Origin of the sequence: Pseudomonas sp. OF001 (genome assembly GCF_904426495.1) — a bacterium.
Taxonomy (GTDB): domain Bacteria; phylum Pseudomonadota; class Gammaproteobacteria; order Pseudomonadales; family Pseudomonadaceae; genus Geopseudomonas.
On record NZ_CAJGBM010000056.1, the window covers coordinates 14,868 to 40,263 of the forward strand.

Annotated in this window: 16 protein-coding genes and 1 tRNA gene; 4 read left to right on the forward strand and 13 right to left on the reverse strand. The window is 62.7% G+C overall.

Annotated features, from left to right (window positions below):
* Positions 1-4: 4 nt before the first annotated feature.
* Positions 5-307: an integration host factor subunit alpha gene (gene ihfA / locus RA210_RS18770; protein ID WP_136489031.1), complete on the forward strand. Its 303-nt coding sequence runs from the start codon at positions 5-7 to the stop codon at positions 305-307.
* The gene (locus RA210_RS18775) at positions 288-650 is read left to right on the forward strand and encodes a MerR family transcriptional regulator (RefSeq protein WP_136489032.1); all 363 of its coding nucleotides are present in this window, start codon (positions 288-290) and stop codon (positions 648-650) included. Before ihfA ends, RA210_RS18775 begins: the two co-directional genes overlap by 20 nt.
* 29 nt (positions 651-679) lie before the next feature.
* Here the strand turns inward: RA210_RS18775 and RA210_RS18780 are convergent, their stop codons facing one another.
* The 6 genes from RA210_RS18780 to RA210_RS18805 all read right to left on the reverse strand — a co-directional run bounded on the left by RA210_RS18780 (position 680) and on the right by RA210_RS18805 (position 11,257).
* Positions 680-2,233 (reverse strand): ATP-binding protein, encoded by a 1,554-nt coding sequence (locus tag RA210_RS18780; protein WP_236574810.1) that lies wholly within the window; start codon positions 2,231-2,233, stop codon positions 680-682.
* A 185-nt stretch (positions 2,234-2,418) separates the two neighbouring features.
* Complete coding sequence (locus RA210_RS18785) at positions 2,419-4,248, reverse strand: AIPR family protein (RefSeq protein WP_201487629.1); 1,830 nt, start codon at positions 4,246-4,248, stop codon at positions 2,419-2,421.
* Position 4,249: 1 nt separating this feature from the next.
* Positions 4,250-5,263, reverse strand: coding sequence for a PD-(D/E)XK motif protein (locus RA210_RS18790; RefSeq protein WP_201487630.1), 1,014 nt, complete (start codon positions 5,261-5,263; stop codon positions 4,250-4,252).
* Positions 5,247-8,096 carry a Z1 domain-containing protein gene (locus RA210_RS18795; protein WP_201487631.1) on the reverse strand — a complete coding sequence of 950 codons (2,850 nt, stop codon included), beginning with the start codon at positions 8,094-8,096 and terminating at the stop codon, positions 5,247-5,249. Before RA210_RS18795 ends, RA210_RS18790 begins: the two co-directional genes overlap by 17 nt.
* 25 nt (positions 8,097-8,121) lie before the next feature.
* Positions 8,122-9,564: an ATP-binding protein gene (locus RA210_RS18800; protein WP_201487632.1), complete on the reverse strand. Its 1,443-nt coding sequence runs from the start codon at positions 9,562-9,564 to the stop codon at positions 8,122-8,124.
* A gap of 49 nt (positions 9,565-9,613) precedes the next feature.
* A complete protein-coding gene (locus tag RA210_RS18805; protein WP_201487633.1) occupies positions 9,614-11,257 on the reverse strand; it encodes a DNA cytosine methyltransferase in 1,644 nt (547 codons plus the stop codon).
* A 45-nt stretch (positions 11,258-11,302) separates the two neighbouring features.
* Here RA210_RS18805 and RA210_RS18810 point away from each other — a divergent pair, with 45 nt between their 5' ends.
* A complete protein-coding gene (locus RA210_RS18810; protein WP_201487634.1) occupies positions 11,303-11,761 on the forward strand; it encodes a very short patch repair endonuclease in 459 nt (152 codons plus the stop codon).
* Here RA210_RS18810 and RA210_RS18815 read toward each other — a convergent pair.
* A complete protein-coding gene (locus RA210_RS18815; RefSeq protein WP_201487635.1) occupies positions 11,758-13,311 on the reverse strand; it encodes a hypothetical protein in 1,554 nt (517 codons plus the stop codon). The two genes, RA210_RS18810 and RA210_RS18815, sit on opposite strands and share 4 nt — an antisense overlap.
* Positions 13,312-13,825: 514 nt before the next feature.
* On the opposite strand from RA210_RS18815, the gene RA210_RS18820 reads away from it, so the two are divergent.
* The gene (locus tag RA210_RS18820; RefSeq protein WP_201487636.1) at positions 13,826-14,251 is read left to right on the forward strand and encodes a hypothetical protein; all 426 of its coding nucleotides are present in this window, start codon (positions 13,826-13,828) and stop codon (positions 14,249-14,251) included.
* 377 nt (positions 14,252-14,628) lie between these two features.
* Here the strand turns inward: RA210_RS18820 and RA210_RS18825 are convergent.
* The 6 genes from RA210_RS18825 to RA210_RS18850 all read right to left on the reverse strand — a co-directional run bounded on the left by RA210_RS18825 (position 14,629) and on the right by RA210_RS18850 (position 25,228).
* A tRNA-Pro gene (locus RA210_RS18825) sits at positions 14,629-14,705 on the reverse strand.
* Positions 14,706-14,805: 100 nt separating this feature from the next.
* A complete protein-coding gene (locus tag RA210_RS18830; RefSeq protein ID WP_201487637.1) occupies positions 14,806-15,753 on the reverse strand; it encodes a DMT family transporter in 948 nt (315 codons plus the stop codon).
* Between the two features lie 180 nt (positions 15,754-15,933).
* The gene (locus RA210_RS18835; RefSeq protein ID WP_136489035.1) at positions 15,934-17,190 is read right to left on the reverse strand and encodes an aromatic amino acid transport family protein; all 1,257 of its coding nucleotides are present in this window, start codon (positions 17,188-17,190) and stop codon (positions 15,934-15,936) included.
* A gap of 367 nt (positions 17,191-17,557) precedes the next feature.
* Entirely contained in the window at positions 17,558-19,081 is a 1,524-nt protein-coding gene (locus RA210_RS18840; protein WP_201487638.1) for a 4-hydroxyphenylacetate 3-hydroxylase N-terminal domain-containing protein, read from the reverse strand.
* Positions 19,082-19,181: 100 nt separating this feature from the next.
* Positions 19,182-19,934: a helix-turn-helix transcriptional regulator gene (locus tag RA210_RS18845; RefSeq protein ID WP_201487639.1), complete on the reverse strand. Its 753-nt coding sequence runs from the start codon at positions 19,932-19,934 to the stop codon at positions 19,182-19,184.
* 152 nt (positions 19,935-20,086) lie between these two features.
* Entirely contained in the window at positions 20,087-25,228 is a 5,142-nt protein-coding gene (locus RA210_RS18850) for a RecQ family ATP-dependent DNA helicase (RefSeq protein WP_201487640.1), read from the reverse strand.
* Positions 25,229-25,396: the final 168 nt, after the last annotated feature.

Genomic DNA, 25,396 nt, shown 5'->3' on the forward strand with positions numbered 1-25,396 from the left:
GCGTATGAAGGCCCTGACGAAAGCCGAGATCGCCGAACGCCTCCATGAGGAGTTGGGCCTGAACAAGCGGGAAGCCAAGGAGCTGGTCGAGCTGTTTTTCGAGGAAATTCGTCAGGCGCTGGAGCACAACGAGCAGGTCAAGTTGTCCGGCTTCGGCAACTTCGACCTGCGCGACAAGCGCCAGCGGCCGGGCCGCAACCCCAAGACGGGCGAGGAGATTCCCATCACCGCCCGTCGCGTGGTCACCTTCCGTCCTGGGCAGAAACTCAAGGCGAGGGTCGAGGCCCATGCTGGAGACAAGCCATAACCACGAACTGCCGCCGATTCCCGGCAAGCGCTACTTCACCATCGGCGAAGTAAGCGAGCTGTGTGCGGTCAAACCGCACGTGCTGCGCTACTGGGAGCAGGAATTTCCTCAGCTCAGTCCCGTCAAGCGTGCCGGCAACCGCCGCTACTACCAGCGCCAGGATGTCCTGACCATCCGTCAGATCCGCGCACTGCTCTACGAGCAGGGCTTCACTATCGGTGGCGCCCGCCAGCGTCTCTCCGGCGCCGAAGCGCGCGACGACAGCAGTCAGTACCACCAGTTGATCCGGCAGATGATCGTCGAACTGGAGGGGGTTCTGCAGATCCTCCGCAAGCCGTTATGAGCCCGTCTCTGCCAGAGAGCTCGCGCTGCTCAGTGCGTTGAGTCTCGCTCGACCTCGAACCCCACCACGCTGCGGCTCTCGCGGCTGAACTCCACGCCGATCAGATGGATCGGTTCTCCCCGAGAGCGATACTTCTCTGCGTAGCCGCGATCACGAATCTGTTGTAGCGCCTTGCCCTCGGGCGCCAGCTCCACCACCTTGAACTCAAACAGATAGACCTGACTATTGAACAGCACGGCCATGTCGATGCGTCCACGGTTGGTCGCATCCTCCAGGCGGATATCCAGTCCCAGCGCAGCAAAGTGGCTGTAGAAAACGCTCGCCCAGTAGCCCTCGTACTGGGCAATAGGGTTGTTGCGATACCAGTCGTTGGGAATGCTGGCGAAGAAAGATGTGAACAGTGCCGAAAGGCCCTGGAAGTCGTTGGCCAGCAGCCGGTCGTAGAGCTGTGGCATATGAACGCCGCAACGCGCCGGATCGTCGCTCCAAGCCTGTAGGAGGGCGCTGTTCAGGCAGCTACGAACCTCGAGATTTGGATAGCGTAGGGTCATGTGCAACTGCCCCGGCAAGCGCCGCACGCTGTCGATGGTCAGGTAGCCGGCCTGGAACATCAGCGCTTCGACGGGGATGTGGTCGACATCGAAGCTGGACAGCAGGGTTTCCAGCGCCATGACCCGCTCCAGATCCGGCGTGAAGGTTCGTCGTGTCGTCAGCAGGTCTACAAGAAAGGTCGGCGTCCCCGTTTCAAACCAGAACGGGCGGAACTCGCGTTCACGGAACAAGAGCAGCAAATCGAACGGGTTGTAAACCGAGGTGCCGGTCCAGTTGTAGCCGTTGTACCACTGGCGGACTTCATCCCGATCCAGGCCGGCCAGCTCCGGGGCGAATACCGTATCCACGTCCTCGTCGGTGTAGCCGCAGATGGCGGAATAGCCGGGTGACAGAGTGATATCGCGCAGGTTGTTCAGCCCCGAGAACAGACTGACCTTGCTGAACTTGGACACCCCGCTGAGCATGGCGAAGCGGATGTGTGCGTCACTGTCCTTGATCACTGAATACAGATCACGCAGCCCGTCACGGATCTCGCGGGCGATCTCGGGGCGGGTCAGGTTGTCGAGAATCGGCTTGTCGTACTCATCGACCAGGATCACCGCCCGCTGGCCATGCAGGCGTTCGGCTTCGCGGATCAGCTCGGCAAAGCGGCCACGGTTATCGCGCTGTGTACAGCTGACCTGCAGTCGGCGCTCGTTGATGCCCAGCAGCTCGTCGATCTTGGTACCCAGATCCGCTGCATCACGGATCACTCCGCCGCCGAAGCTGAGACGGATCACCGGAAAGCGCCGGCTCCAGTCCCACTGCCCATGCACCGCCAAGCCACGAAACAGCGGTTCGTTGCCCTCGAACAGCTCGGCCAGGGTATCGAGGAACAGGCTCTTGCCGAAGCGCCGCGGGCGAGAGAGGAAGTAGTAGTTGCCTTCCTCGATCAGCTGCAGGGCGATGCCGGTCTTGTCGACGTAGTAGCAGTCATCCTCGCGGATGCGGGCGAAGGTCTGGACACCGATGGGCAGCTTCTTGCGTGACATGACAGGCAACCTGTAGGCAGATGCCGCGATTGTAGCTCATGGCGCAGGCAAGCTCAGCTGGGGCAGGAGCCGCGTGCTCATCAGGACAATCTGAGTGCAACGTTGCGCTCTGGTTGTCACGGCAGACAGCTCCACCCCATCACCGATGGCCCTCAGCGAAAACTCCGGCAGGGCAGTTCTGAGACTTACACTCTTGCCTCTGCAGTAACCCTCAGTTCTGGAATTCCCGTAGCCAACTCCGAATATTTGTAGTCCCTAACGAACCACCAGCACTCCAGCTTTTTCGCCCACTCCGAGATCATCCGGCCCGTTGCGCCACGGTGCAGGGCTTCATTGACTTCTCTGGACCATTTCTCGATCTGCCTGGAAAGCTCAGGCGAAATACCTTGTTTCTGCCAGATCATGTCCAGATCGAAGGATCCGCCTGCCCTCTGAGACAGGAGGGATAGTGTATAGATCGTCACGTTCCCTTGAAATGCGGGGAACAGCGGGCGGATTATCTTCTGGGCATCCTTGAATAGGATGACCTTGGCCATTGCCTGCTTGAATTCGGTGGAGCTCGGTACTCTCGCGAGCCCGCTATTTTGACTTTTATCAATCTCCTCCATGAAGGCATTAAAGTTCTTCTGACCACCCAAGCTTGCGAGATGAGGCTTCTGGGCCCATGTGTTCAGATATTTTGCCAGATCAGTCTTGGTAATCTTACGGGTCGACGGAATGCTTTTCTGAAGTTTCTTGATCCCTGCCGGGGTCTTCCCCTCCCGCTCCAGCATGACCTTGTAGCTGCCTGCTGATCGTTCGTAGTACCAGCGGCCGACACCATCCGGGCAGTAGGTCCGATTGGCAATGGCCTCCAGTTCGGTGTGGAAGGGATGGTTTGCTGACAGGTCCGATGCCTTGACTGCATTCTGACTATTTGCATAGCGCGAAATGTTGGATATCAGATCTTCTTCCTCCTCATCCTCAGAGGCGTGCAGAATGATCAGCTTGGCGGGCACCCTGACCTTGGATAGGTCGGTGTCCGGATATTTCCTCTTCGTGAAGTAGATGGATGCTGTGGTCTGACCGCCATTAACGATCTGCATGCCTTTCAGCCAGTGAATACCGGGGGAACCATCGGCGGTCCGGGTCACGCCGATTCCATCAGCCACAAGCACAACGCCGTTGTTGTAAGCCATGAATCGTTCTGGTTCTTCGCGCAGGCTGTCGCGTATTCCCTTGTTGATCTTTCCCGTGGCACTGAGGAAGGATCTTACGTTGGCCTCGAGAACTTGTGATCCATATTTGTCGTATATGTAGCGCAGTGCTTCGGCCGGTATTGCTGTCAGTGCATAGTCATATTCCCCAGTATCCCCGGGAACCCAAACGCAAGGTAGTGGGCTTCCGGAAATTTCTGCAAAATCTATCAATATCTCGGCTCGCGGCCTGTGCTCTTTGATGCGATTGAAAAGACGCTGGATATCCATTAATTCCAGCTGAACAGCTTTCCCCCGGTAATCCGTCTGGGCAAATTCTGACCGATTTGCCATGTACATGTCCGTGATCACGAAAATTCGTATCTTTTCAAGGCTTGAAAAGTAACGCTTGATGCTGAGAAGCAGCGGATAGGCTTCATTGGTTTCGTCCATGTCGAGCCTGTCGTCGACACAGTGCTGCAGGAAGCGTAGGCACTGCTTTGCTGCGGACTGCATATCGCTCTGCTGGGCTGTAATGACTTCATCGGCACCCCTGTACAAGCTTATAAAAAGATCCAGTTGCTCAGGCGCTTCATCTTCATCGGTTTCAGAGAAAGAGTAACCATTTAATTTAAGCTTCGGGTTTCCTCGTGTAGCAGCCTGTGCTTCGTAGTAGCAGAGCTGAGGCTCGAAGGTCATGCCGAATTCGGCCATGTGCTGCATGACCTTCTCGGTAAATACCTGTTCGGGGTACGGATATGTTTCACCGGGGGCGTCGAATGCGAGCTCAGCTTCCCGGATCTCTGCCTGCAATTCTTTGAGATACTCCACGAGTTCCATTTCAAAATACTCCAATTTCTTGCAATACGTCCTTGATCCCGACCTTTTCAGACTGAACGAGTCCGAGATCGATTTCATATCTCACGCGCAGCACGCCAAGCGGTACATTGAACGGTGTCAGCCTGGGGAAGCCGTCACCCACACGATGGATCGCCAGCTCCGCCAGCAGGAACGGCCGTGTGTAGAGGTCTGCATGAGCATCCAGATAGCCCGCATGTAGCAGCGCATTCTCGAAGTACCTGGTGGCCTCAGGATCCGACTTCACCAGCTCGCGAATCCGGGCGATCTGCTGTGGGAGGGTGAGTCCATCCTCATTCAGTTGCAGCCTGACACCCGCCAGGTAGAGCGGGCATCGCAGTGAGTCGTCAAGCTGCTCCAATGAATCGATCTTTGCTGGAAAGCCTTCACTGGCGGTGGTCGTCTTGATCTCGATGGAGCCATTCCCGAGCTCATAGTCATGCAGTCCGTCCAGTGGGCCTTTCCATGCATCTACTGCCGTGTACAGCGGGATATCCTCACCTAGCAGCTGGCTCAGGAACTCCAGCTCTCCGATCAGCCCGAGCTCCTCTTCCGGACTCAGGCCATCTCGGCCCTTGCGCATGAAATCCTGCCACGCACGTATCCGGCCCAGATATCGCTGGAAAAGGACTTCCTCTCCGGCTTGTGCGCACTCCTCCAGCGAAGCAAGGATATCGACAACCATTTTGGCGAAGAGCTCGAGGCTGCCGGCAGACTGCCGCACCAAGGAAAGCCAGCCCAAGCCTCGTCCGGCATCTCCGAGGTTGACTCTCTCCACTCGGAAGCCACGCCCCTGCGGCAGCTGATTCTGCGCCGGCAGCTTCAGGGAAGGAAAGCCGATCAGCAGAGCCTCCTCGTTGCCCGGAAAGCGGCGGGCAGCTCTAACCCGGCAGCTGCCATATTCGGCCATGGCGATGCTACGCCAGCCCTCTTCGAGGCCGCCTCCTGCCAAGGGGCGCCAGATTGCCAGCAATTCCGACTCAGTCACACGCGCCATACAGTTGCTCCCAGCTCTGCAGAAGGACGTTGTTGACCATGTACTCGACCTTGGTATTCGAGTTGCTTCCGGGGAAGCTGATCGCGAATGCAACCACAGGCGGAGTATCCGGAGCGAAGCCTTCTTCGGCTTGCTGCGGATCCAGCAGCGAGATGATCAGTAGGCCGCGCTCCGGATGGGGGACGACACCCTCGGCACCGAAGCCGCGAACCCGGCGGATGGCAATTCCATTGGGTGCATCAGGCAACTCCTTGCTCTTTCGGCGGCCTTCGTCGGCGTGCCATGCATCTTGGGTCAGTTTGAGCGCAGCAGTCCATGCAGCCTCATCAAGATCTAGGGCTTCATCCCGGGGTGAAAGCAGCCTGCCGATCGCATAGCGATCCGCCAACTGTTTGCCACTCCGCTTCATCAGGAAAACCTCCTGCCCGCCTGCCAGGTAACTCTTCTGGCTGCCGCCCGAGACCACAGCTATCGTCCAGCGTGTAAGCTCACCGCTTCTGCTCATCTCATCGATGAATCTCGCCAGCAGCTTGCTGTTCACCTTCAGGGATTCAGGGTGGGTCTCGTAGTCATGCAGGAAGGAGACGACGTGTTCTGCTTCGACGTTGCTCCACAGTGCCCCCTGCCAAGTGTCCGTCTTGCCGTTTCGCTTCTGTACCGGGATGGGGCCGGCTACACCGAGTTGACCCGCAAAACGCTCGAATGCCACAAGATTTCTCTTCAGGGCATCCGGCTCCCTGAAGAAGGCAATCGTTTCTGAGATCTGGCCGCTGAACGAAAGGTACAGGGGCTTTGCCGAACGCATCTTCAGGCGCGAAGTCACCATGAGTACCGAGTGCGACTTTACCTTGAGCCCGTAGTCGATCGGCTTGCCGCCACTCGCGCACATGTAGTCGAACTCTTCTCGCAGCTCCTCCGAGGCATCGGCGATGTGTCCGAACCACTCCACAAGGTCGGCAGTGGTGTAGAGGCGGCAGAGATCGAGATAGCCCGGACGATATCCGAACCAGCGGCCCATCTGCATCAGGGTGTCGTACATCTTCGAGGCACGCAGGAAATAGCTGACTGCGAGCCCCTCCAGGGTGAGACCCCGTGCCAGCTTGTCGCCACCGATTGCTATGACCTTGAGTCCGACCGGACTGTCTGCGTAGTCGAGAGCATCCTTGGCGGAGCCGTTGATCATGCGAACATCCAACGCGTCGAGTACATCAAGCAGCTGGGCCTGCACCTCAGTCCAGTCAGGGATTACGCACTCATCCGTGAGCTCCAGTTCAGAGACAATCCTGTCACTGGTCGGTGCGAAGTCCTGCAGCCACAGTCGATGCAGCTCCGTCAGCAGAGTAGCGCTGTCGATGCCACGGGCAAGGCGCTGTTTGACTCTCCCGACATAGGCCTCGATCTGACGATGGACGACTTCCTGTACCTTGTTGAAGCGTGTCACGTGTACCAGCATCGAGCAGTGCTCCGCACCCTGCCCACGCAGGTTGCGGACGGCACAGGCAAGGATGAATGCATTGACCGCCTCGACCAGGGACTCCGGCATGCCATGAGGCCCGGGATAAGCTGGCAGGTGAGAGCTTTTGTGACGAAGCGGCATCCATCCGGTACGGCCATCCTCGCTACAGTGGTCCGTCACGGTTCGGATGAGCGGCAGCCCACCTTCACGGCCATCCTCGCCAGACAGCCCGAAGACCCGCGCCGGACCGACATATGACGATGGGGCAGCAAGGTTGGTGATGAAGGCTGCCGGGAAAAGGTCTGGCCCTTCTTCGGCAGTGTTGCCCTTTTCGTGGATGAATATGTTGGCAAAAGGCGTGGCCGTGTACCCGACATAGGCCTTGCGGGTGAAGGTGTGCAGTATCCGTCGTACGAGCCGGTTGATCGTGGTCGGCTCATGCTCGAGATCCGGCAAGCCATCCTCGCCAACCACCTTTTCACCGGTATCCACGGAGGCGTGATCCGCCTCGTCATCGATCATCAGCAGGGGAAGATGACTGATCAGTTTTCTGCCGGTTTCCTTGTCCTGACTGTTGGCCACATGCTTCTGCAACCAGTCGAGCAGTCGGGTCAGTACAGCCTTGTTCTTCTTGACTACGAACAGCCAAGGGCGCTCCTCAGGTGAGATGCCGAGGTTCTTCGCAAACCTGGTGTTGAAATCTCCCGTCTCAGTCCTGTTCGTGGCGTAGTGCGGTCTGATTGACGGGGAGCCATCGATCTTCCCGACCCCGATCAGCTGGGTTGCCTCAGGGTCTGACCCCGTCTCGTACCCAAGGAAACCTTCATCCAGACGCATCTGGGTCTGCGAGCGGAGGTTGTTGTGCAGGCCGGCAAGCACGATGATCATCTTGTAGCCGGCATCGGCCGCCTTGCATATGAGTCCGGTATAGTTGCCGGTCTTTCCCGACTGCACATGACCTACCACAAGCCCCCGTCTGTCCCAGGGGCCATCGCGCTTCGGATCCTCCAGCAGCCCAAGGACCGCATCGGTGGACTTTTCCATGGACTCCACGGCAGACCATGGCAGCTTGTTTTCCTGCCACTCCCGATAGCGCTGCCAGTAGCGCCAGTCTCTCTTCCTGTCAGGTGTCAACCACGGCACATGATCGGTATTGTCGACCAGTGTCGCATCCTGTCCGACCCAGACGCTGAAGCGCCGGATGAGCTCGTCGGTGACCGCATCGCGATCAAGACCGCTCCCCCAGGCCGGGTTCAGCAGCAGTACCCGGTCGATCATCTCGCTGATCATGCCGGGGGTCACTTCGGCGTCGGTGTTCTGTGCTACCAGCAACTCCTGCACGATCTTGATGACGCTCTTCTTGCTTTCTTCAGACATCCTTGCTTCCTGCTGTTGTCCTGTTTCAGGGCTGATCCGGCAGTGCGGCGATCAGCTCGGGAAAGTTGTGGAAAGGCTCCGTATGCAACAGCTTCTCTCGGGCCCGTTCGGGCGAGAAGCCTTTGTGTGTTATCAGGTTGCCGTAAATGACCTCGAGTATCGAGGACACCTCGGCAGGAGGCTCCCCGGCAAATCCGGTGCGCGGTGTTTCCTTGTCTTCGGCAGTGTCGACCCATATGCGCTGGACTGGTACCGTTTCTTCTATGATCCGCAGCATGGCCCGAATCTGAGGGAGCAGCGAGCCTGCCTCGTCCAGTACGGTTCGCACGGACGGGTGCTCGAGATCGATGCGGTATCGTGTGCCGCCGCTGAACTTCTCTGACTTCCAGGCCTCGATGATCGGCTTCCCTTGGGCGACGCCGACCGGTTTGCCCCTGTGTGCGAAGGCCCTGCGTGCTCTTGCACGTGTCACCTCGGCAAGGCGGATCAGCCATGCGCGCATGGCTACCGGAGGTCTGGCTGTCGACTTGCGGATATCGATCTTCCAGTCGGTATCGGCGGTATTCGTGATGTCGAGTCGAATGCGAGCCAGCCGATGGGCTTCGTCCTTGGTCCAGCCACGACCCGAGCCAAGCCCGAGCCAGCTTCCAGCTACCAGCAGGCGTTCGTTCCGATAGATGTAGAAGCCCTGCTGGGCTGTCCAGCCTCTGGGGCCCGCTGCATCGTCGTACTCCTTGCTCGAAAGGCGGTCACGGTGCGGCAGCACATGACACTGTGCAACTACTTCCCGCGCGACCGGGCAGGCAGCTGGGGGAGGACTCCAGGGCTTGGCCGGGTGGCCGGTCAGGAATGGATCCCATGCCCGGACTGCGCGGCCATTGAGCAGGATTCGCAGACGCTTGTCGGCAAGGAAGCGATGGAAGACCATTCCGAGATGCTGCTCCACCTGGTACGTCAAGTCGATGAAGTCCTGTACCGCGTATCCTTTGGTAACTATCCGGTCCAGTACTTCCCACAGGACCATGGTGCCTTTGCCTGCGTCGACGAGTGGCTGGAGAAACCGTTCTGATCCTGCGTGGGCACCTTCCAGCAGATGCCAACCGTCATCGGCGCTGGCCGCCAGCACGTCCAGATCCCAGCGCAGACACTCAAGTCCGTTCTGATTTATGGTTGCAACCGTCAGGCGACGACACTGTGAGAAGGATGCCGTCTTCAATCCAAGGCCGAAGCGGCCGAGGTCCGAAGCCTCCCTGACCTCGAGTGGGCTGCGCTCCCCGAGTCGCATTGCCTTGTCCAGCTCGGCAGACGACATGCCTCGACCGTTATCCAGCAGGTGTATCCGGCTGGCATCTTCATGCCAGTCGAACTGCAGTTGCACCAGATCGGCACCTGCGGCAATGCTGTTGTCGATGATGTCTGCCAGTGCCGTTGCCGTATTGTAGCCGAGGCCTCTCAGTGCTTCGATCATCGCACTTGCACGCGGCGGAGCATGTCTCGAGGCCACGTTGTAAACACCACTATCGAGCATCGAGCACCTCCGGTCTGTCGGCAGCATCCGCAATTGACCGATGCCCTTTATCGACCACGCCGGCAACGATGGCAGCAATCTTTGCTGCCAGGAGCGGGGGGACGGCATTTCCTACCTGGTGGAACTGCTGGGTACGGTTACCCTGGAAGAAGTAGTTGTCTGGGAAGGTCTGCAACCTTGCGGCCTCTCGGACTGTCAGGCTGCGACATTGCACAGGATCGTAATGGATGAAGTAGTGACCATCCTTGGAGATGTGGCTGGTGACGGTAGTTGATGGCGCGTTCCTCAGCTGCACCCTGAAGCGGTCACTGAACTTGCCGCTTTCCCAGTTCTTGTGTTCCGGGGCAAGGCTGGGCAGGTCGAATTCCAGATGGCCTTTTGGCGAGTAACCCGCCACTTTCGCAAAGGCTGCAGCATAGACATAGCGCCTGAGGTCGGAAGGCATGTGGCCACGAGCTTCATGATTCAGCCAGACCTGCAGCCTATCATCCAGATACCAGCGATCCAGTTCGCGATCTCCGGTTCGGCCCTCGCTCTCGTATCTGCGATAGCGCAGCCCACCGATATCGTCCGGAGCCTTGTTGAGCATGTCCCTGCGAATCTGTTGCAGCTCCATGGCCAGCAGGAGCTTGCTATCCGAGCCGCTCTTGAACGGGCGTTCCTGCAGCTCCCTGTACAGAAGGTCCAGCTGGTCGCATGTCTCCGTGTACCAGGCCTCGTTGGAATCGCGCCCCCTGGACAGGCTGCTGCGCAGAGGGGGGAGTTTCTCTAGAACCTTGCCGACCGTCACTTCGCCACGCAAATCTAGCTTGCCGTGCTCAGGGACCATGCCTTGTTCGTCCTCGGCGATCCCGAGCAGGATTACTCTGTGACGTGCCTGCGGGATCCCATGCCGCTCTGCGCGGATGACGAACCCACTCGAGTCGATCGTGGCAGGATCGGTGCCAGCAGTGTATGTCTCATCGGTGACCAGCGAGCAGATGCGATAGCGCCGGCCCACGTCGGTGAACCCAAGAGCGACATCGGGGTTGGCGAGGTCCTGCAGGATCTCGGGAAAGATGGCCTTCCCGCCGACCTTGGAGGAAAGGATGCCCTTGACGTTCTCCATGACGAACACTGTAGGCCGATAGCGCTGGATGATGCGCAGGTATTCGCGGTAGAGGAAGTGGCGGTGATCATCTTCCGGGCGATAGTCGGCATTACCTCGATTGCGGGCTCGCCCCACCAGCGAATAGGCCTGACAGGGTGGTCCGCCGATGAGTACCCATGGTAGCTCTCGGTCCAGGCGCCGCTGCAGTATCGAATCGAGCTCTTCGTTTCCCTTCTCCGAGCCGAGAGTGATGCAGCGCGCCTCATCCCCGGCCTCCTTCCACTCATGCTCGCTACGTGATGACCAAGGCTCACTGGCAAGACCATTGCAGTAGGCGTAGTAGTCACTCAAGGCTTCAGGGTTGTTTTGCTTCAGCAGCCTGAAAAATGCACGAAGCCGCAGGGTTCGGTGGGCCACGGGATCCTTTTCCGCCGAGACAACAATCTCGAACCTCTGGCCGTTGTCATATGATGAGAAACCTTCCCCAAGCCCTCCCGGGCCGGCAAAGAGATCCACTACCTGGATTGGTTGCACGCGATTCATGACGCCTTGATGTGAGTTTCGGACCCGAATACGGGGAAATTACGAATGGACATAGTCAGCAGAGAAGTCCGCTCCCGCATGATGTCCCGCATCCGCGGTAAGGATACCCGGCCGGAAATGAAGGTGCGCAGATTGCTGCATGCACAGGGCTTCCGGTATCGGCTGCATGTGAGGCACCTTGCAGGCTCCCCCGATATCGTTCTCCCAAGATACAGGGTCTGCATCTTCGTACATGGATGCTTCTGGCATCGCCACGAAGGGTGTCGATACTCGACTGTCCCTGCAACGCGACCTGAGTTCTGGCAGCAAAAGTTCCACCAGAACGTGGAGCGTGATGCAAGGAGTCGGGTGCAGTTGTTGATGGACGGCTGGCGGGTCATCGAGCTGTGGGAATGTGGTCTCAGGACTCCGGCTCCGGATCTGGCGTGGCTGTATGAGTTCATCCGCGGCTCGGAGCTGCCGTTCATCGCATGGCCCGTACCCGAAGGCAGGAATTCCATCTAGATGATGCCGGCAAGCCTGAGTGCTGGAACGGCTCGCTCATCCAAGCGCCAGAAGCTGTGCTTCACAGTGACATGTTCGCTGAGTGCGCCGAGCAATGCCTGATTCACCTGCTCGATCTCAAGGCCAAGCTTCTGGGCAAGATCCTTGCTTAGAGCCTGTCGCTCCGTATGGAGGAGTCCCAGGAGCCTTTTGCTTGAGGGAGAAAGGCGTGACAGCTTTGCAGCTTTTGCAATATCGGCAGAAGACACATCCAGGTCATCTGGTAGCTCTCGCCCCGGTGTGGACGCTGCGGTAGACGTCATGCTCCGTTGGCCTTGTAGCGCCGCCGCCGGATGCGAAGTCTCAAGCTGAGAGCCCTTCGGAGCAGCAGCAACCTCCGGGCGAGGGTGTACCACGAAGTTGGTGCATTCCAGATACTCGCCAAGCCCACCGTTCAGCAGGTTGTGCACTACTGCAAGACTGAGGCCGAGCGCTTCTGCAACGGTATGTGTTGTCTGCCCGGGGTTGTCGATGACGTAGCGAAGCAATTGCCTTGATCGTTCTGGCAGTGCAGCGCATTTGGCAGCAATATCTGTGGCCGGTTTGCTGGCGCTGCCCGTAGATGCCGGGGTGTCATCCTCATGTTGGGACGGCATGGCTCCGGCGCCATCCCGATCATCTCTGACGGACTCGGGCTCTGTAGAAGGCAGTTGGGGCTTCCGCTTGATCGTGAGTCGGCCCAGTCGGTCTTTCTCGATCCAGTCAGTCTGTAGGGTTGCTGCAAGGTAGTTGGCCAGCTCCATGGGCAGCTCTAGGGCCGCAGCCAGATCCGCGACCAAGCACGCCGGATGAGCCTGAATGAAGGCCAAGGCCTGTTGCTCCTGCTGGTAAAACTTGGAGCGCTTTTGGGTGGTGATTAACTTGGGGGACGAAACAGGGTGAGCATGATCATCCGCCTGCCATTCATCTGGGAATGAAGGCAGTCTGGCTGCAACTGAAGCTTTCTCGTTGGCGATGACAGGCGTTGAGCCACGAGCCTCCAGAAATGGGGCGTCACTTTCGTCATCGAGCTCGACCAGCCACTCGATGGCATCTGGAGCTCTTGGAATACTGGCGGAGATGACTGCCTGCACTGTTTCGGCAGCTTTCACGCACTCGCTGTCATGAGCCTGCTGCGTAGAGAGGGATGTCTCCTGCCAGACGAAGTCAAGATCGTCGACTTCATCTCTTGAGTAGTCGTCCTGATCCTGAGGGGCGGCAGCCATGGACGCAGCGGTGCGGGGCGAAACATTTTCTGTATCTTTTCCTGATGCGTGCTGCAACGCATGAACGCGCCCCAGCAGCTCGAGGAGGTAGGGGTCATCGCACATTTCCAGTGCGTCAAGAATCAGCTTGGTCGCCTTGTCGAAACTGCTCGAGTCAAGCAGATGCCGGACCTCCGCCATCACGGATTCGATGTCCGAGGGAGTGCCATGTCCTTCAGGCGTATAGCGCGTCTCGAACAACAGGAGCATCTGCAGTCGACGCTTGATCCCGCTCGAATATGCGTGATGCGACAGGAACTCACCCAACAGGGACTGGGCGATGTCAGAATGACCACTTGCATGGAGACACCGGACGGCCTGTGTCAGTGCCTCACACGACCTATCCGGCAACGCAGATCGCAGACGTGCTGAGAACGCCTCGAACCCTCGGGACTCGATTACTCCCCACAAGCGTTGCACTAGGGCATCCCAATCCATGCCAGCTCCCTATGGTCCGTATCAGTTTCACCCTTCAATCATGCATGATACTGCCATATCGCCATGCTCCTCGACAGCCTTTCGCCTTCGCGAGAGAGGGACGTAGCCCTCAGGTCGCCTGCTTTCCCGGAAGGTCCAGCCCTGCAGCCAGGCACACGAGCAATCCTGTATCCCCGGAGGCTTCCAGCTTCCAACCTTTGTTTTTTGGAGGAAGACGATGACTCATGGGAGCGACCTTGACCGCTACCGCCTCGCGATGCTGAGTCGCATTCATAAGGATGCTGGGTGGAATCTAGACTCGTTAGATCTCGCCATCAACCCCGTAAAACTGTGGCTGTATAGCGTGAACATCGAAGCCGGCCCGAGACTTGTGACGCAAGCCGGAGCTCGCCTGTACCGGAGCATGATGTCGCGCCGTGACCTGATGGGGGATTTGGTTCGACGTTTCCCGCAGCCTGGGGACATCTTGGCCGACACGCTGTGTGAGTACGATGCTCTGCCTGTGCCTGATGAGCGCAGTCGACAGGCGCTCAGCCTGTTTTTGGCCTTCTATGCGATCAGCACCCGGACCTGGCAACTAGTGAAGCCATTGAGTGAAGTAGAAGGGGCGCACTTTTTTGTGTTTGACTGGAAGACCAGAGGCGGCACAACGGTGCTGCGGCCAGCGCATCATCATCAAGCCGGCCCCATGGGTGAAGACGACATTGCATCATTGTTTGACCATGTGCTCCACGCGCACCTGAGGCTGCATCCGGCTGATGCCCCGTGAGCTGGCCAGCCGAGCAGGACACCTCAAAACTCTCCACCAGCGACCAGCACGGCGCCCTGGATGCCGCCTAAAGTTAATAGGTTCGACTTCCTTCCGAAGTCAGAGGCTGGCCGAAACTGTGCAGGACTCCTAGCAGCTGATCTGGTGAATGTATTCAAGGGCGAGCTTCATCGTTGTGTGCGAGCCAGCAGCATCACGGGAAGAGAAATCAGTCACCTGGCAGCAGGGCTGATAGCTGTTCGCTCGCGGCTTCACGAAGCTTTTTGCTAACGGTGACCCAACGGTGACCAAAAAGGCTCATTGCGCACTGGTCACCCCAAACGGCAGGCATAAAAAAATCCAAGCACCCGTAAGTGCTTGGATTTTCTAGGGATTTTTGGTCGGGACGGAGTGATTCGAACACTCGACCCCTTGCACCCCATGCAAGTGCGCTACCAGGCTGCGCTACGCCCCGAAGTGTTTCCGTATGCCGGAAAACTAGGGTGACTATACACTAAGCTTCTGAAATGTGGAAGTTTTTTTCAGCCTCTCCCTGTTTGCATCGAGGTGTGGCGTCAGGTGCTGGCGCCCGCAGCGGACGGCCGGCTGTGCCGCGTCACCGCAACGCAGACTCCGCCCAGCAGCAGGACGATGGCGAAGGCCTCCAGCAGGCTGGGCAGGCGCTGCAGGTAGACGAAGCCGTAGACCAGTGCGAACAGGGTCTCGAAGACCACCATCTGTCCCGACAGGGTCAGCGGCAGGCGGCGGGTGCTGGCGTTCCAGAAGGTGTAGCCGAGCCAGGAGGCGACCACGGCGAGGGTCAGGTTGACCAGCCAGAAGGCTTGCCAGCGCTCGGTGGGCAGTTCGACCCGGGCGGCGGCGAGGCCGAGCAGGTCGGCTGCCAGCCACAGGCCGCCGGCCAGCAGGCCGGTGACCACACCGGTGAGCAGCGACCACTCGTTGCTGTTGAAGTGCGTCTGGCGCTTCAGGCAGCGTGCGTTGTCGGCGGCGAACCAGCTCCAGCAGGCCAGCGCCAGCAGCGCGCAGAGCATGCCCAGTACGCGCTCGCCCAGCGGCTGTTCCGGAGCGCCGCCGAGCAGCAGCGCCTCCAGGTTGATGCAGGCAATGCCGGCCAGCACCGCCAGCAGCGGCCAGAGCAGCCGGCGCAGGGACGGGGCGTCGGCCTCGTTGCGGCCGAGCAGGGTGATGGTCAGCGGCAGCACGCCGATCACCAGCGAGGCGGGTGCGATGCCGACCCGCTGCACGGCGGCGGCCAGCAGGATGAAGTAGACGACGTTGCCGGTCAGCGACAGGCGCACCAGCGCCAGCAGGTCGGCCAGGGTCAGCCGGCGCCACAGGCTGCGTGCCAGCGGCAGGCCGATCAGCAGGGCGATGAGGCCGTACATGAGGAAGCGCCCGCAGCTGAGCAGCAGGGGCGAGAAGTCGGGGAGCAGGGCCGGCGAGAGGAACACCAGCCCCCAGGCGGCGCCGGCCAGGCCGCCGTAAATGACACCATGCTTCATGAGTCGTCTCCTGGGGCTGCATGGCCAGTATCCGCAACGCATGGAAGTCCATGCGGCGGGAATCGCTGGCTCGTCGTGTGCCGCGCTGTGTGCGGGTAGCGCATGGTGCGGATCAAGGATTGTCCTGGCGAGTGGCGGATAGACGCAGGAGCCCGCTCTGCGGGCTCCTGCGGGGCGGGATCACCAGCCGGCCGGCAGCAGGTCCAGGGCGCTGCAGACCGCGTAGGCGGCGCTGGCCAGGTAGATCGCCACGATGGTCGCCTGCACCGCCGGATGGGCGATCCAGCCGCACTGCCAGGCCGGCTGCAGGTCGCCGTGGCGACGCGCGGCACGCAGCATCAGGATCGGCATGATCGACAGGATCACGCCGCTGAAGGCGCCGGCGAAGTACAGCGCGTTGACGAAGCCGACCATGCCGCTGTAGGCCAGCACGAAGGGCGGCACGCACACCAGGCCGAGCACCACCAGGCGGGTCTTGGGCTGGGTTTCCGCGCCGAGGGAGTGGAACTTGTCGAAGATGTTGGTCAGGAAGCTGCCGCCCAGGCCCCAGTAGGAGGTCAGCATGGCGCACAGGGCGAAGGTGTTGGCGGTGTAGAACGCCCACTGGCCGAGCGCCTGGCCCCAGGCCAGGGTGGCCACCTCGGTCTGGTTCTCCAGGCCGGTCAGGGAAATCACCGACATCGGCACGATGGCCAGCAGCACGAAGGTCAGCGCCATGCCGGTGATCACCGCCCTGGGCAGGCGTGCCGGCGCGTGGCTGAAGCCGCGGGCCATCTCCGGCACGATGTACTGGGCGGAGAAGCAGAACACGGCGATGTTGAACACCGGCACCATGTACACCCAGTCGCCCTCGAACAGGCGGGCGACGTCGGTGTTGTCGTGGACCAGGGTGGCGATGACCAGCATGACGATCATGCTGACCATGCCGATGCTGATGAACTTCTCGCCCTTGCCGATGGCGCCGAGGCCGAGGTAGAGCACCAGCGCTGCGGGCGCGAAGAACAGCAGGCTGCCCAGCGCCGGGTCGATGCCGAGGAAAGCGCTGAGGATCTTGCCGCTGCCGCTCATGTAGGCGATCAGCGCGCCGATGCTGTTGACCGCCACCGAGACGAAGATCGCCCAGGCGCCGAACGAGCCCACGTAGCGCTGGGCCAGGCCGCTGAGCTGGCTGTGGGTGCGGGTGCGCAGCGCGGTTTCCGACACGTACAGCATGGAAATGGTGGTGAACACGCCGGCAACTGCCAGCCAGATCAGCAGCGGCATGAAGCCGGCCTTGCGGCTGGCGTAGGCCATGGACAGCACGCCGGCGCCGATGTTGGTGCCGACGATCATCGCCACGGCCTCGAGGAAGCTCAGGCGCGTGACCTCCAGTCCCGACGAATCGACGGACTCCGCTGCGACCTGATCCTGATGGGACTGGACCCGGGTATTGCTCATAAAGAAGTGCCTCGCATCTACGTTCAACAAACAGGAGAGCCCTGACCTTGGACTGCATGGTCTGCATGTCTGCGAACGAGCGAGGACACTGCGGGACAACAGGTGGGTAAGGCGCCTCCTGGCAATCGTCCTGACACCGCGGCGACACCGGACTGGCTGCAGGAGTGCAGGACGTCAGGCCGCCGGTTTCAAACGGGTGGCGAAAATATCACACAGCCTGTTGTTTTACTTGAAACTCTTCTACGACTTTAGGCGAGAATTGCCTGGGGTGGCATGATCGATGCTGGGAGCGGTGGGCGGCGGCGATTGCGGGGCACACAAAAGAAAAGCCGGACACAGGGTCCGGCTTTTTTCGTGGGGCGGGCGGTTACTTCAGGCCGGGGATCTTCCAGCCGTTGACGTCGTACTCGCTCATGCACTTCTGCGACAGCTCGCGCATCTTCTTCATCTCGCCGGTGGCGCGGGCGCTGCCCAGGCACTGGATGCGGATGGCGTCGGCGGTGCCGGCGTAGTTCAGCTCGTACAGGTGGTGGCGGCCGCCGAACTCGGTGCCGATGGCGTCCCACATCAGCTTCATGATCTTGATCCGGTCGGTGTGCTTGATGTCGCCGGAGCCGCGGCAGTAGCGGGCCAGGGCGGCGTCGAGTTCCGGATTCTGCAGGTCGACGTTGCTGCCCGGCAGGTAGATCAGGCCGCTGGCCGCGGTGGTCTTGATGATGTGGAAGATCTTGTCGTAGGCCATCGGCGCGAAGGTGCGGTAGTTGAATGCCGACTCGGTCGGCGGCAGGTAGGCACCGTTCTGCCACTTCTCGGCGGCCAGGCACATGTGGTCGGTGATCGACCAGAACAGGTTGCGCCAGGCCACCACTTCACCCAGATCGGCGCTCACGCTGCGGAAGTCGATGGCGCCGGTGCACTCCAGCACCTGCTCGAGCAGGCCGGCGAGGAAGTCCAGCTTGACCGCGAAGCGGGTGCATGCCTGCAGCGGGTAGAGGCGACCGAAACCGGCGGCGAAGCCCCACTGCACCAGCTTCTGCTTGTCCTTGTAGATCAGCACGTCTTCCCAGGGGATGAACACGTTCTCGAGGATCAGGATCGCGTCGTTCTCGTCGAAGCGCGAGGACAGCGGGTAGTCGAACGGCGAGGCGGTGTCGGTGGCGTTCTTCTCGTAGGACACGCGGGAGATCAGCTTGACCCCCTTGGCGTTCATCGGGGTGATGAACAACAGGGCGAAGTCGGGATCGTCGCCGATCTCCTGGGCCGCGGTCTGGCCGATGAAGTTGTAGTGGGTCAGCGCGGAGTTGGTGGCCACCACCTTGGCGCCGTTGACGTAGATGCCCTCGTCGGTCTCGCGGGTGACGTGGACGTAGATGTCCTTGACCGTGTCGCTCGGCTTGTTGCGGTCGATCGGCGGGTTGACGATGGCGTGGTTCAGGTACAGGCAGTTTTCCTGGATGCGCTTGTACCAGGTCCGCGCGTTGCCTTCGAAGCGGCCGTAGAACTCGGGGTTGGCGCCCAGGGTGTCGCCGAAGGCGGCCTTGTAGTCGGCGGTGCGGCCCATCCAGCCGTAGCTCATGCGCGCCCATTCGGCGATGGCGTCGCGCTGCTCGAGCATCTCCTCGCGGGAGCGGGCGTAGCGGAAGAACTTGTGGGTGTAGCCGCCGTTGCCGGTGTCGGTCGCCCAGCACAGCTTGTCCTTGGTTTCCGGGGCGTGCAGGGCATCGTAGAGAGAGGCCACGGTCTGTGCCGAGTTGCGGAACGCCGGGTGGGTGGTGACGTCCTCGACGCGCTCGCCGGCGTAGTAGACCTCGCGACCGTCGCGCAGGCTGGCGAGGAATTCCTCGCCATTGAACGGACGACCGGCTTGCTTGATGTGGCTCTCGGGTTTCATGGGCACGCTCTCTCTCGATTCTTGTAGTGGGTGACTACTACGAAGAGATCAGGTTAATGGAGCCTGTCGGCGGGGGTTGTCACCTGAAAATGGTGACAGCTCACTGGCAGAGAGCGAACAGCTGGGCGCGGCTGGAGATGCCGAGCTTCTCGTAGGCGCGCTTGCGGTAGGTGGCCACGCTGTTGAGCGAGACGCCCAGTTCGTCGGCGATCAGCTCGCTCTTCTTGCCCTGCAGCACCGCCTGGCAGACCTGCTGCTCGCGGTGCGAGAGGAAGGCCAGCGGCCCCTGGGCGAGCATCTTCTGGTTGATCAGGTAGTGCTTGACCAGCAGGCTGCTGAGCATCCGCGCGGCGGCGGCTTCGTCCTCGGGATCGCGGAACACCTCGCTGAAGCTGCCCGCGCGGCGGTACAGGTTGAGGTAGTAGTTGCCCGCCGCGTGGCCGCGGATGATCGACAGCTTGTCCTTGAAGCCCGGCTCGTCGAAGAAGCGCCGCCGGTAGTTGGGGCCCATCTCGTTGCCCAGGTGTTCCAGGTGCAGCACGTGCAGCTCGCCCGGCGGGCATTCCTTGAGCAGGGCGAAGTTGGGGTCCTGCATGTAGCGGCGCTCGCTGATGTAGGAGTGGGCGAGGGCGCGGGCCGACTCGTCCTGGGCGAAGTCCTTGTACAGCAGGGTGGAGACGCGCTTGTCCGCGGCGCAGAAGAACAGCATGCACTGGTCGGCGCCCAGCACGGCGTGGACCCAGTCGAGGAAACGGTCGAGGAAGTCGTCCTCGCCGAGACCGTCGAGCAGGGCCAGCAGGGCGGGGGAGGGCAGCCAGCCGGGTGCGGGCTGGCCGGTGGGGGATGCGGTCATGGCTTCACTCTTCGTCGCTGGCAGCGTTGTCCGATGACAAGTGTAATCCTCCGGCCTCGGCGACAGCCTGCGTCTCGGGGACAGTGGTCGGGCCGTCGTCATGCCTGGAAAATGTGGGGGCGTAAGCTTGTCAGCATCTTCGCCCATCGTCATCAGGCGCCGCGCTCCCGCCCGCGCAGGCGCGGCACCACGATCTCCCACTGCGCGCACCTGAGGCCGCTGCGGAACTCCTCCGCTTCGTCCTCGGCGTAGCGGGTGAGAATGCCGGCCACCTCGCAGTGCCCGACTTCCAGGTCGTGGCGGAAGGCGAGCGAGGTGCGACCGACGCAGCGGCCCTGGCCGTCGAGCAGCAGATGGCGCTCGCCGTCCTGCCGCAGCTGCAGTGGGGCGCCGGGCTGCAACTCGGCGATGGCTTGGTGGATGGGCGCCTGCGCGGGGTGGCGGCCGGCGAAGCCGAGGTCGATCTCCTGCAGGCCGAGCGTGCGGTAGCGGGTCGCCAGCCGCGGGTCGTGGCGGCCGGCGAAGTCCCGTTCCTGCACCTCGCCGGCGAGGGCGCGGGACAACGGGTTGACGGGCTGGAAGGCGGCCAGGGTCAGGGTTTCCCGCGCCCGGGTCATGCCCACGTAGTACAGCCGGCGCTCCTCCTCCAGTTGCTCCGGGCGCTGCTGCCAGCCGCCGTCGAGCAGCGCCACGTGGCGGAACTCCAGGCCCTTGGCCGAATGCACGGTGCCCAGGTACAGGCCGGGGCGCGCCTGCTGACGCAGTTCGCGGGCGTAGTCGTACAGCCAGTCGATCAGCGCCGCGCGCGACAGCCGGCAGTCGCCCAGCTCGCCCTGCAGCTGCTCCAGGGCGGTGGCGAAGAACGTCCGCCACTCGGCCCCGGCCGCCCACTCGGTGAGGCTTGCGCGCAGCCCGGCGACGTCCGGCAGCGCATCGCCCGCGCGCAGCCGCTCGATGGCGCGGACGAAGCCGCGCTGGCGGGTCAGCGGCAGGCTGTCCTGGTCGTCGGCGAGGTGGTAGGCGACGCCCCGCTGCTCGCACCAGGCCTGCAGCGGCTGCAGGTAGCGGCGGGTACGGGCGAGCACGGCGCAGCCCTGCCAGTCGCTGCACTGCTCCAGATCGAGCAGGCGCTGCAGCTCACCGAGCAGCGCCTGGGCCTGCAGGTTGCCGTGCTCGCGGTCGCTCGCCGGCAGCTGCAGGAGCTGCACGCGGCCCTGGCGCTGCGCATCCAGCGTCTGCCAGCGGCCGCCGTGCGCCTCGGCCTGGCGCTGCCGGTCGATGCGGATCGGCTGCGCGGCCTTGAGCCGCCCCGGATTGCCTTCGATCAGCCGGTTGGCGGCGACGATGATCGCCTGGCTGGAGCGGTAGTTCTCCACCAGGTAGCTGATCTCGGCGCCGTACTGTGCGCGGTAGCGCTCGATGTAGCGGTTGCTGCCGCCGCGCCACTGGTAGATGTTCTGGTCGTCGTCGCCGACGGCGAGGATGCACAGGTCGGCGTCGCCATCCTCGCTGCGCCGCCTGGCCTGGGCCAGGGCGCTGACCAGGCGGTACTGGCGCTCGTCGATGTCCTGGTATTCATCGACCAGGATGTAGCGGTAGCCGCGCAGCAGGCGCTCGCGCAGGTCGTCCTCCTCGCCCTCCACCAACTGGCGGCCCTCGAGCAGTTCGGCGGCGCGCTCCAGCAGGGCTTCCAGTTCGCGCTCGTCGACCTTGTCGCGGCGGGTGAAGCTGGTGCCGGTCAGACGCATGGCCATGGCGTGGTAGGTCAGCACGGTGAGGCCGAAGGCCTCCTGGCCGACCAGTTCGAGCATGCGCCGGCGGATCTCGTTGGCGGCGTGGCGGTTGAAGGTCAGCGCGATGATGGCGCTGGCCGGCACCCGGCGTACGCGCAGCAGGTAGGCGATGCGATGCACGATCACCCGCGTCTTGCCGGAGCCGGGGCCGGCGAGGATCAGCCGGTTGCGCTCGCCGTCGGTGACGATGTCGCGCTGGGTGGCGTCGAGCGGTCCGGTGATCGCCCGCCAGGAGGCCTCGCTGGTGGCCAGCGCCAGCACCTTGTCCCTGCCGGCGAAGTAGCGGCGCAGGAACGCCTGCTTGCTGTCGCTGAAGTAGTGCAGCACCAGATTGAGCGCCGCGGCCATCTCGCGCAGGGCGATCTCCGCGTACTCGCGCATCACGTGCACCTGGATGCGCCGCTCGCGGTAGTGCTCGTCGAGGCGCTGGAAGTCCTCCTTGAGGTAGTTCTGCCTGTCGCGCTCGGGGTCGATGGCGATGGTCATCGCCCGGCGCATCACGCTCATGCCGTGGTTGAGGGTGAGCACCTCCTGCTGGTGCAGGTACAGCAGCACGTGCTCGAGGGCGGCCTGGCGCTGCTCCGGCCGGATGCGCGGGCCGAGCTCCAGGTCGGTCTCGAGCAACCCGCGCAGTTCGCCGAAGGTGGTGGTCACCAGCAGGTCCTTGCCGCGCGCACCGGCCGGCAGCTTGCCGAGCAGGAAGGGCAGCAGCACCGCGGCGATGGCGCGGCGCTTCTCGCCCAGTTCGGCCACCTGGCGCCAGCCGTAGCCATTGCGCAGGCGCAGCTTCAGGTAGTCGCGGTTGAGCTGGCGCAGCTCCAGGCAACTGCCCTGCTGGCGGTCGCCGTCGCGGTCCTGCGCCAGGCTGTGCAGCAGGCGCAGGAGGTGCAGCGGCAGCAGTCCGGGCAGGGTGGCGGTCTCGCGCAGCTGGGCGGTCAGCGCGGGCAGGTGCAGGTCCTGCCAGTCGCCCTCGCCGGCGTCCGGCGCCAGTTCGGCCAGGGTTTCCAGCAGGGCCTGTTCCAGCTGCAGCGACTGGCGCAGGCGCTCGGCCGAGGCGTCGGCCATGGCGTGGCGCAGGTAGAGGGTCAGCTGGGTGTCGTTCTCCAAGAGACCCAGCTCCTCCAGCTGGCGCAGGCTGCCGGCGACTTCCTCGGCGGTCTGCCCGGTGAGCGTCATCAGCCGGTCGGTGTTGACGCGCTCGTCGGCCTCCGCGGCGTAGAGGTACTGCAGGATGGCGCGGAACTCCTCCAGACGGTGGGCCGGCAGGCGGGCCTGCTTCAGGCGCGCCTCGGCTTCGTCTTCCGGCAGGCTCAGGCGCGCCGGGAACACCCGCGTGTGGTTCTCCTCGCGGCGCAGGAAGCGGCCGCGCTCCAGCCAGGCGATGGCGGTGACCACCTTGGTCTCCGCGTCGCGGTCGTCGGCGTCGAAGCTGGTCTGCACGCCCTGGAGGATCTCGCCGGCGCTGATCACCAGCTGGCCGCCCTTGCGCCGCTTGCTCTCGTCGCGCAGCTTCCTGAGGATCTGCTGGATGTCGCGCTGGCTGAGCTGCGAGCGCTCGCTGAGGCCGAACTGGGTCTCGATGTCCTGCGGGTCGTAGAGCAGCACGCAGCGCGCCTGCTGCTGGTCGCGCCCGGCGCGGCCGGCCTCCTGCAGGTAGTTCTCCAGCGAGCCGGGGATGTCGGCGTGCATCACCAGGCGCACGTCCTGCTTGTCCACGCCCATGCCGAAGGCGTTGGTGGCGACGATCACCCGCAGCCGGCCGTCCTTGAAGGCGTCCTGGATGTCCTTCTTCTCATGGGGCTGCAGCCCGGCGTGGAAGTGGCGGCAGGCCCAGTCCTGGCGCTGCAGGAATTCGGCCAGTCCCTCGGCGTTCTTGCGGCTGGCGACGAACACCACGGCGCCGCCGTCGCGGCCGGCCAGCTCGTCCTCGAGCAACTGGTGGGTGCGCGGCCACTTCTCGCCGGCGCCGACCGGCTGCACCTCGAAGCTCAGGTTGCTGCGCTCGGGCGTGCCGATGAACTCGCGGAACTCGATGTCCAGCGCGTCGCGGAAGTGGCTGCGGATGTCCTCCAGCACGTCGAGCTTGGCGGTGGCGGTGAAGCAGCCGACCGGCGCCAGCGGCGTGTCGCCGCTGAATTCGCGGATGAAGCGCGCGACGTACAGGTAGTCGGGGCGGAAGTCGTTGCCCCACTTCGACAGGCAGTGCGCCTCGTCGAAGATCCACGCGCCGATCTGGCGCTGGGCGAGGGCGCTGCGCAGCGCCTTGTTGCGGAACTGCTCGGGCGACACCAGCAGCAGGCCGACGTCGCCGAGCTGGAGCTTCTCCAGCACGTCGGCGCGCTCGGGCAGGGTCAGCAGGCCGTTGAGCGCGGCGGCGCACTGCACGTTGCGCGCCAGCAGGCCGTCGACCTGGTCCTTCATCAGCGACTGCAGCGGCGAGACGATCACCGTCAGGCTGCCGTTGCGGTGGTAGCGGTTGAGCGCCGGCAGCTGGTAGCACAGCGACTTGCCGCCGCCGGTGGCGAGCACCGCGAGCACCGAGCGGCCCTGCATGCCGGCCAGCACGATGTCCTCCTGCGCGCTGGCGCCGCCCGCCTCGCGGCGGAAGTCGTCGAAGCCGAAGTAGCGCCTGAGCTCGTGGCGCGGGTCGTGGGCGCTGCGGCAGTACTGGCAGGCGGGATCGCTGCACGGCTGGTCGCGCAGCTCGCCGATCAACTGGGCGACCGCCGGGAACTGGTGGCGCACCCAGGGCGCCAGCACCGAGTTGCCGCCGGCCACCCGCAGCCAGGCGAGGGCGTAGGCCAGCGGCCAGTGCCGCTCTGCCTGGTGCAGGTCATGGGCAATCAGGCTGGCCAGACGGGTGCGGCAGACCTTGAGATCGCGGGACAGGGTGGGATCGCTTTCCCGCAGCAGCGCCGGCAGCAGTTCGCCGAGGCGTTCGACCGGCAGCGGCCGCTGGCCGCTCATGTGCATGAAGAAATTGCCGAGACCGGCGCCGACCTGCGGCGCGACCAGCGCCTGGTAGCAGAGCAGCTCCTCGTTGCGGCTCGCGTGCAGCTGGCGGAACGCCTGCTGCTGGTCGAGGAACAGCGCCAGGGTCGCCCGGCAGTCGGCCAGCGGCGAGTTGAGGCTGGCGCGGATCAGCTTGTAGTCCTTGATCAGCCGGTGGTACGGATTCTGCGGGAAGGCCAGCGGCGACAGGCGCAGGGTGTCGATGGCCGGCAGGCGCAGCAGGGCGAGGCCGGGAGCGGCCGCCTCGAGCAGCGGCAGGTCGTGGGCCAGCAGGTTGTGGCCGAGCAGGAAGCTGGCGCCCTCGGCCAACTGGTCCAGCTGCCCGAGGGCGGCGTCGAGGCGCTGGGGCGACGGGGTGTCGAGCTCCAGCTCCGCGCCGGTGTCCGGGCGCAGGGCGCCGAGCTTGATGATCCGCGCCGGCTGGTCGGCAGTTGCCGGCACCACCTCCAGATCGAATACCAGACACTTCGGTTGCGCAGGCACCGCCATGAATCGCCTCGTCCCTGTGAAAAATCCAAGCAGGGCGCGACTTTAGCGCATGCGCAGGGGAGCGGGAAATGTGACGGAGTCAACGTCTCTGCGCTGAACTCCCGGCCGCCCGCTCGTCATCCCCCTTGCCGCCGGCCAGGTTGCCGAAGATGTCGGGGAAAAGACGAG